Origin of the sequence: Salinivibrio sp. VGrn1 (genome assembly GCF_009377995.1) — a bacterium.
Classification (GTDB): domain Bacteria; phylum Pseudomonadota; class Gammaproteobacteria; order Enterobacterales; family Vibrionaceae; genus Salinivibrio; species Salinivibrio siamensis.
The window spans coordinates 583,685-589,684 of sequence record NZ_SATA01000002.1 but is presented as its reverse complement, the minus strand read 5'-3'; the positions used below and the strand labels follow the sequence as shown (position 1 = coordinate 589,684).

Annotated in this window: 7 protein-coding genes and 1 pseudogene; 5 read left to right on the top strand and 3 right to left on the bottom strand. The window is 48.6% G+C overall.

From position 1 onward, the window contains the following. Positions 1-80: 80 nt before the first annotated feature. Together EHW56_RS05615 and EHW56_RS15515 are read right to left on the bottom strand one after the other, a co-directional pair. Entirely contained in the window at positions 81-530 is a 450-nt protein-coding gene (locus tag EHW56_RS05615) for a hypothetical protein (protein WP_227486423.1), read from the bottom strand. Positions 531-755: 225 nt separating this feature from the next. Next, positions 756-1,146, bottom strand: a pseudogene (locus EHW56_RS15515) (IS110 family transposase); the annotation flags it as partial. Positions 1,147-1,238: 92 nt separating this feature from the next. Here EHW56_RS15515 and EHW56_RS05605 point away from each other — a divergent pair. Beyond that, positions 1,239-1,610 carry a RidA family protein gene (locus EHW56_RS05605; RefSeq protein WP_172969921.1) on the top strand — a complete coding sequence of 124 codons (372 nt, stop codon included), beginning with the start codon at positions 1,239-1,241 and terminating at the stop codon, positions 1,608-1,610. 163 nt (positions 1,611-1,773) lie between these two features. Here the strand turns inward: EHW56_RS05605 and EHW56_RS05595 are convergent, their stop codons facing one another. Continuing rightward, positions 1,774-2,673 carry a LysR family transcriptional regulator gene (locus EHW56_RS05595; protein WP_152798847.1) on the bottom strand — a complete coding sequence of 300 codons (900 nt, stop codon included), beginning with the start codon at positions 2,671-2,673 and terminating at the stop codon, positions 1,774-1,776. Positions 2,674-2,802: 129 nt separating this feature from the next. On the opposite strand from EHW56_RS05595, the gene EHW56_RS05590 reads away from it, so the two are divergent. From EHW56_RS05590 to pcp, 4 genes are all read left to right on the top strand, one after another. Further along, a complete protein-coding gene (locus EHW56_RS05590) occupies positions 2,803-3,234 on the top strand; it encodes a CidA/LrgA family protein (RefSeq protein ID WP_152798845.1) in 432 nt (143 codons plus the stop codon). A gap of 6 nt (positions 3,235-3,240) precedes the next feature. Continuing rightward, positions 3,241-3,948, top strand: coding sequence for an LrgB family protein (locus EHW56_RS05585; protein ID WP_077480480.1), 708 nt, complete (start codon positions 3,241-3,243; stop codon positions 3,946-3,948). A 120-nt stretch (positions 3,949-4,068) separates the two neighbouring features. Next, the gene (msrB, locus tag EHW56_RS05580; RefSeq protein WP_152798843.1) at positions 4,069-5,208 is read left to right on the top strand and encodes a peptide-methionine (R)-S-oxide reductase MsrB; all 1,140 of its coding nucleotides are present in this window, start codon (positions 4,069-4,071) and stop codon (positions 5,206-5,208) included. 74 nt (positions 5,209-5,282) lie between these two features. Further along, positions 5,283-5,927, top strand: coding sequence for a pyroglutamyl-peptidase I (gene pcp, locus EHW56_RS05575; protein ID WP_152798841.1), 645 nt, complete (start codon positions 5,283-5,285; stop codon positions 5,925-5,927). Positions 5,928-6,000 lie beyond the last annotated feature (73 nt).

Here is a 6,000-nt window from a genome sequence, read left to right as displayed (position 1 = left end):
CTTTAAATGTATCGATATCCACGGTATCTATCCCGAACTATTTTAGAATCGGCCTATATGATCACAGCCAGAGGTGATCGTCAAACCGATCCTTTTTTGGTCAAAAAACGTTCGCGATCTCGCCCTGTTTTGTCACTATTACTAAAATGGAGTTTAACTAGGCGTGGCTGCCCGTCTAAGACTACATGTAGTTCAGGGTTACAAGTGATGCTCGTTTGTGAAAAGTTATAGTGCTCTCTCGGTGGATCAAAAGCCTGAATATTTTTACCAGATTGCCAATCTTTAAAAGTATTGACAATCATTTCATAATTCCGCTTTTTACTTCCTTCCTGGCGGTTGCAAATCGTGTAGAGGTGAGAAATGTGTCGTTTTGCAATGAAAAGACGTTTAATCGAGTTTCGTAACGGACCATAGTAGTCGCGAAAAGCTGCGTAAGGTTCGCGTTTAGCGATGTTTCTTACCCTTGTCTGCTTTGGTTTTCCTGAAGTTACAACAATCAAAGAAAAATCGGAAACACTTAATGTAGGCATTCAAACTCCTCAGTTATTGGCTTGATGCCACATTATCATTTAGGCTATGTGTTGCAATATAACATTATTATATTTATGGATATTTCATTTGGTTTCATCTGAAAATGTGAAATATCTATATATTGTGTTTTTACTTTGACACTGGCACTACATGTGGCGTTTATAGCTAAAGCATATAAGGCTTTCTCCGGTCAATAGGCAATAGCATTTTTTTGGCTGCGCCGGCATCCAATGTTCTCGTACACGATAAATCGCGAGAATCTCTCTGCGTTCGGGTGACTTAAGCAGGAATGAACCGGCTGTTTGAACGCTGAACAGCGTCACAAATGGCAACGGCATCGTTCAGGTCATTTTTCTTTTTTGTGCGATAAGAACCGACGTACTTTGCGGGTATGATGCGAGTATCGTGGCCAAGCTTGTTGAATTCTCTGGCCCAATAATGTACACCACTACAGGACTCAATACCTATGTACATCGTAGACATATTTGCTAATGTAGCCAGTCATTTGGTGCGTGAAACAGATTTATGGAGAATGACTTTCCGTGGTCAATCGACCGCGTGAAGAGAAAAGTAGTGCTTGGCGAGATAAACGCCACAAAATAATTGAGTGGACATGGTTACCTCCGTTATTAAAGGTCGCTCCTAAGTGTGGTAGAGCTTCAAGAGGGGGGATCTACGTCATTCGTTATGTTCTAGGGAGAAATCAAGTGGTTGAACGGATTACTTACGAAAGCTTACCTCAAATCGCAGGGCCTTACGTCCATGCAACAAAGCACAATAAAACGCTTTATATATCAGGGCTTACAGCCTATGGAACAGAAGCTCAATCCTTTGGTCTGACAGAGCAAACTAAAGAGATTCTGGAGCAAATCTCAGAAGTACTGAGGCTAGAGAAACGCTTAAAAAGCGATCTGGTGAAACTAACAATTTTTGTTCGTGATATGTCAATGTTAGGCAGCATCCGAGAGTTACTTTTTAATTTCTATGACGACAATTTACCAGCATGCTCACTGGTAGAAGTATCCAAGCTAATTCATGCGGACTTGCAGATAGAAATTGAGGCCGTCGTAGCGCTGTAAGTACTCGCGGATTCATTGTTTCATTCTTACTCTGGCTCAACTTACTCTGCAAGGTACATTTCGACATTACCTCATGATACGGCGGAAACCACGCTCGCGAAAACTGGGCAAGGGAGAAAGTTCTATTTGGAGCATACTCCCAAAATGCTTGTCTATGGTAAGTCTATCGATGCACCTCTGTCGACTGACACAATTGCATCCAGGCCTCGGCGGTGCGTGAGACGTAGCGCTCGCCGTGCCAAACTAGCCCCAGTTGCCATTCAATCGCTGGGCTTATTGATTTCACCAGCAATAACTCACTGTCTTCCAAGCTGGCGTTGAGGCGCTGGCATAGAGGCGCGGGTAAAAACGCCACCCCTGCACCACTTTTCACCAAGGCGGCTAAAAAATCCCACTGACTGCTGCGCGCGGCAATGGTGGGCTGATAACCATGCTCTTCACAGCGGGCAATAATCCGGTCGCTTAGAGTAAATTCAGCGCTATACAGATAAAACGGCTCGTCTTTCACTGCTTGCCACGTCAGGCTTTTTTGCGCTCGCCACGCGGCTTGGTTAGGCAGCACTGCATAAATGGGGTGAGTTTGTAAGGGTAAACTTTGCAAGCACTCAGGCTGAGTGTCGGTGAGCATGGTGATTGCCACATCAATCTCACCATTGATCAGGGCTTGTTCAGTGCGCCGTCCACCGTATTCGACAATACTGAGCGCCACATTTGGGTAGCGTTGTCGGTATTCACGTAACACATTGGCATACAGCGGCCCTATCATCGGTGGCATCCCCAACCTAAGTTGCCCGCGCGCCAGTTGGTTGAGATCGTCGAGTTCAGTATTTAGCTGCTCGAACTCAGCAATAATGCTCTGCGCACGCTGATACACCACCTCACCAGCATCGGTTAACCAAAACCGCCTTCCCTCTCGGTGCAACAACGGCTGACCCACATCTTGCTCAAGATTACGCACCATTTTACTGATTGTCGGTTGCGTCACATGCAACGACGCCGATGCGGCAGTAAAGCTCTGCTTTTCCACTAAGGCAATAAAATAGCGCAACGCACGAATATCCATAAACGGCCCTTAAAAGCTGTGTGTTAATCATGCCATTTTGGCATAGTTTAAATAAAAAAAAGTCACTTTATTCACTCTCTGCTAAGACGTAAACTATGAGCTATCTCACAGATTCTTGGCTCGCCTTCGATGCAATTGATTAAAAACGCCTTACTTACCTTACTGCAAGTCTTTGTCTTAGCAGGCATTTGGTTCTTGTCTGATTTGTTGGTCACAACCTTTGCTATTCCACTACCGGCCAACCTCACCGGTATGTTGCTGTTGTTAGGTGCATTAATGTTGAAAATTGTCCGTGCCGAATGGTTACGTCGCGGGGCAGCGTGGCTGTTAGCCGAGATGTTGCTGTTTTTTGTGCCGGCGGTGGTGGCGGTGGTCAACTACCAAGATTTATTGCTGCAAGAAGGCGGTAAGATCATAGTTGTACTGATTTTAAGTACCGCGATGGTGATTGCGTCAACCGCTTGGGTGGTCGATAAAGTGTATCGTTTTGAGGTTAAAATGGCGCGCCGCCGCAGTAACCATCACCATACGCACCACCCTGATCTAAAACCGGAGTGCTAAGCCATGATGTCTTTACCTGCTTGGCTTCACGCCTCGTTATTAAGCGTTACCTGCTTTTTAATGACCCTTGGCTTTTATTACATGAGCAAATGGCTGTATCGCCGTCATCCCTCCATTCTGGTGATGCCATTGTTGCTCGCGCCCTTGCTGATTGTCGCGGTGGTGGTTGGGTTTAATATCCCGTATCAAGACTACATGGCGCAATCGTACTGGCTGCTGTGGCTGCTGGGCCCAGCGACTGTAGCGTTTGCGATCCCCGTGTATGATAACCGCGCGCTCATCCGCCGCCATTGGTTGTCACTATCGATAGGCGTCACAGTGTCTGTGCTGGTCGCCATTACCAGTACCGTGGTGCTAGCGCGGGTGTTTGAGCTGTCTGAACTGCTGCAACGCAGTTTGGCGATGCGCTCAATCACTACCCCTTTTGCTGTAGAAGCCACCAAAGCAATTGGCGGGCAAAGCGATCTCACCGCCCTGTTTGTGGTTCTCACTGGGGTGATTGGCATGGCGATTGGTGAAAGTATTTTGACCGTGATTGCGATTCGCTCGCGCTTAGGACGCGGCGCAAGTTTGGGCGCATCAGCACACGGAGCGGGCACCGCTAAAGCCTATCAGATCGGCCATGCCGAAGGGGTAGTGTCGAGTGTGGTAATGATGATTGCGGGCATGGTCACTGTGTTGCTTGCGCCTGTGTTGGGTCAGCTGCTTTGGTAGGTGATCGCTAAGGGTGTTTCTGCGCTACGTTATCTGTAACAACAGAAAAGTGGGAGAGGATGAAAGTTTCTGCTTGTCGCGCAGGTCTTTATCCTCACCAACCCCAATAACGAGGCGATCATGAAACAGCACAAGTCAATGTGGCGCGTTATCGCGTTTACAGCGTTCAGTTTGCTATCGATAGCAAGTTATGCGGCGGTGAAAGACACTGCCACCACGTCACAAGGCTACCAAAAGGCGACTCTTGCCGGCGGCTGCTTTTGGTGTACGGAAGCTGATCTTGAAAAACTCGACGGCGTGATTGATGTGGTATCTGGCTACTCGGGCGGTGAGCTTGAAAATCCCACCTATAAAGAGGTTTCGTCCGGCACCAGTGGCCACATTGAGGTGATTGATATCACCTATGATCCAAAAGTCGTGGATTACGAACAGGTGCTCGATCAGTTTTTCCGTCATATCGACCCCACCGATGACCAAGGCTCGTTCGTAGACCGTGGCCCGCAATATCGTCCCGCGATCTTTTATCGCTCTGAAACACAAAAACAAATTGCTGCCGATTTTATGGCGGAAATTGAAGCGTTAGGCGTGTTCAAACAGCCGCTGAAAACCGAGCTGATCCCGTTCGAGAAATTCTGGCCAGCAGAAAGCTATCATCAGGATTACTACAAAAACCACAGTGTGCGTTACAGCTACTACCGCTATGCCTCAGGGCGCGACCAGTATCTGGACGAGATTTTTGGTGACGATCGCAAAGACAATCCGGTCACCTTGCGAGAAATGATTGATGCGCAAAAAGCGGAAGAGATGACAGCAACGAACACCCGCTACTCGCGCCCCTCGGATGAAAAAATTCGCGCGATGTTGTCAGACATCGAGTACGAAGTCACGCAAAAAGACGGTACCGAACCCGCGTTCCGCAACCCGTATTGGGACAACAAGCAAGCTGGGATTTATGTAGATATTGTTTCGGGTGAGCCGCTGTTTTCCTCCACCCATAAATACAAATCCGGTACCGGCTGGCCGAGCTTCACACAGCCCATCAATGAGCAGTATGTGATTACCAAGCCGGATAACTCCCTGTTCTACACGCGCACCGAGGTCCGTAGCAAGGTTGCCGATTCGCACCTTGGCCATGTGTTTGAAGATGGCCCCGCCCCCACAGGCTTGCGCTATTGCATGAACTCAGCCGCGATGCGCTTTGTGCCGGTCGATAAAATGGCCGAGGCGGGTTATGAGGATTATCTTTATCTGTTTGAATAACGCAACCAGTGCGTGATTGGCTTGTAAACCTGCGGTAGAGTAAAGCTCTACCGCTTTTTTACGCGAGGCATTGGATGCACACGATATTGATCACTGGATTTGAACCCTTCGGCGGCGAGAGCGATAACCCGTCTTGGCAAGTGGCAAAAGCATTAGAAGGCTGGCAGCCTAATGAGGAGTGCATCGTTAAAGCCGTGCGGCTGCCCTGCACCTTTGACGACAGCTTATCGACGTTACACAGCGCGTTGGAATCGCTCAGTCCGGTGATGGTGATCGCCCTTGGCCAAGCCGGTGGTCGCGCTGAGCTAAGCTTGGAGAAAGTAGCGATCAATTATCAAGATGCGCCTATTCCCGACAACGCCGGTAAGCAGCCACATGGCACGCCTGTGGTGTCATCTGGGCCCAATGCCTATTTCTCTACCTTGCCGCTCAACCGTTTAGTGAACGCGTTAAACGAAGCGCATCACCCTGCCAGTATTTCTTATACCGCCGGCACCTTTGTGTGTAATCACGTGTTTTATGGCTTGATGCATGCGCTGGCTCATCATACTGAGGTACGCGCCGGCTTTATCCATATTCCCTACAGCCCAGCACAAGCTTGTAAGCATCGCGCCCCGAGCATGCCAGTGGGTGATGTGGTGGCGGCGATGAAGATAGCCATTGAGTTGAGTTTATTGGATGACGATGTCACCACCGTGTGTGAAGGTATGTTGCACTAACGCAAGATAGATGGCGCTCGGACGATAGCGCCTCGAAGACGGAGCACAGTTGCGATTACCGTGCTCCTAACCC

Excerpts from the sequence above, each read along its gene's own strand:
- EHW56_RS05615 (WP_227486423.1), bottom strand. The coding sequence starts at position 530 with ATGCCTACATTAAGTGTTTCCGATTTTTCTTTGATTGTTGTAACTTCA.
- EHW56_RS05595 (WP_152798847.1), bottom strand. The coding sequence starts at position 2,673 with ATGGATATTCGTGCGTTGCGCTATTTTATTGCCTTAGTGGAAAAGCAG.
- EHW56_RS05590 (WP_152798845.1), top strand. The coding sequence starts at position 2,803 with ATGCAATTGATTAAAAACGCCTTACTTACCTTACTGCAAGTCTTTGTC.
- EHW56_RS05585 (WP_077480480.1), top strand. The coding sequence starts at position 3,241 with ATGTCTTTACCTGCTTGGCTTCACGCCTCGTTATTAAGCGTTACCTGC.
- msrB (WP_152798843.1), top strand. The coding sequence starts at position 4,069 with ATGAAACAGCACAAGTCAATGTGGCGCGTTATCGCGTTTACAGCGTTC.
- pcp (WP_152798841.1), top strand. The coding sequence starts at position 5,283 with ATGCACACGATATTGATCACTGGATTTGAACCCTTCGGCGGCGAGAGC.